Genomic DNA, 1,526 nt, shown 5'->3' on the forward strand with positions numbered 1-1,526 from the left:
TGCAGGAATGCTCTTTTCACAGTCAAAGCTGCTAGCATCTATTACCATATCAACAAACAGCCAGCAGTACAAAAAGTATAATGTCACTTATAAAAAGGATCTACAGGAAACAGGTTACAGGTATCTGAATTTGCAGATGAGATTGATGTGCAGCGTTCTTCCATTTCGCATATTACGTCAGGAAGAAATAAACCATCACTGGAGTTTATCATAAAAATAAAATCCCGCTTTCCTGAACTTCTTTGGGACTGGTTGGTTACCGGTGAAGGCGAAATGCTAAAATCAGAATTACCGGAAACCACAATTCCGGAAGAGCAGCCTGAAGAAGATCAGGTAAGAACAACACCTCTACCCGATCTTTTTACCATGATAAATGAAGATGACGAATTCGGAGTGGATGAAACCGAGACAGAGATTCCTCTGACAGCTCCTGGAGAATCGGTTATATCGACCAAAGATAAAGCTCCTGAAAAAATATCGGATTCTCAGCGATTAGAAAATTCACCTGAAGATATATTAAGTCAAGTGATTGGAAATCAAAACAATAAAATAAAACGCATTGTTTTGTTCTATGAAAACGGAAAATTCGAGAGTTTCGAGCCTTAAATTTTAAATAGTACTACTGCTATATTTTTGTTGGCTACTAATGCATGAATGATTTTTATTCGTGCATTAGTGGCCAAAAGCAATTGGATAAATCTCAAATATACTTTTTTCCATCTCTTGAATTTGCAAGAAAATATAAATTAATTCTTAGTGAAAAACACAACTAATATTTTTTGAACGCAAAGTTTTTATGAAAAATTATACTCTTTTTAAGGTTAAAAATAGCTCATCAATTTCATTAATTTTTCCTAATCGAACGTATAAAAATGTAGCTTCTTTAGCTACAAAGTAACCTACTTTGGCCTCTAATATAGGATATAAAAAATCATTTTTCTTCGTGTTTAATTTCAACTTAATTGTACAATTATGAGGATTTTTAATCTGCGAAAATTTCATGAATCTGCGAAAAAATATTTTCTTTGACGCAAAGTTTTTATAAAATATATGCTCATTTTAGGAAGCAAAAAGGAATCAATTTTATTGATTTTTTCTAAGCGAACATATAAAAATCCACCTTTTTCAGTGATGAAGTCTCCTACTTTGAACTCTATAAATCTCTATAATTTATACGAAAATAGAAGCCAAATCTTTATGAAAAATGCCAATTGAACTCCTTTTAAATTCAAAGATTTTATAGTAGAACTAAAGTGTTTTTGATAGAATAAAAACAAAGTTAATTCACTATTTCTATTCGAATATGGCTCTCTTCATCCATAAAAAACCTGACCACGGAAAATGGTCAGGCTAAAAAATATTTGAAGAAGAAAACTAAAGCTATTTGCTTTATTTGTATTTAAATTTTAGTGAATTCCTGAGATACGTTTATCCTTTATACGATTCATTTATTAATAAACATCAGGAACTTTACGAATCTATTTTAGAAATATGATCTTTTTCGAAACCGGAAGATCCTGTCACAT

The 1,526-nt window shown here is 31.2% G+C and carries 2 protein-coding genes; both read left to right on the top strand.

Going from position 1 to position 1,526, the window contains the following annotated elements; genetic code table 11:
• A partial coding sequence (locus NBX25_RS24635; RefSeq protein ID WP_250255831.1) for a hypothetical protein occupies positions 1-214 on the top strand: 214 nt, incomplete at its 5' end.
• Positions 148-606, top strand: a complete 459-nt coding sequence (locus NBX25_RS24640; protein WP_250255832.1) for an XRE family transcriptional regulator — start codon at positions 148-150, stop codon at positions 604-606. The genes NBX25_RS24635 and NBX25_RS24640, both read left to right, overlap by 67 nt.
• The last annotated feature ends 920 nt before the right edge of the window (positions 607-1,526 follow it).

Source organism: Chryseobacterium sp. Marseille-Q3244 (assembly GCF_940807095.1).
GTDB lineage: Bacteria > Bacteroidota > Bacteroidia > Flavobacteriales > Weeksellaceae > Chryseobacterium.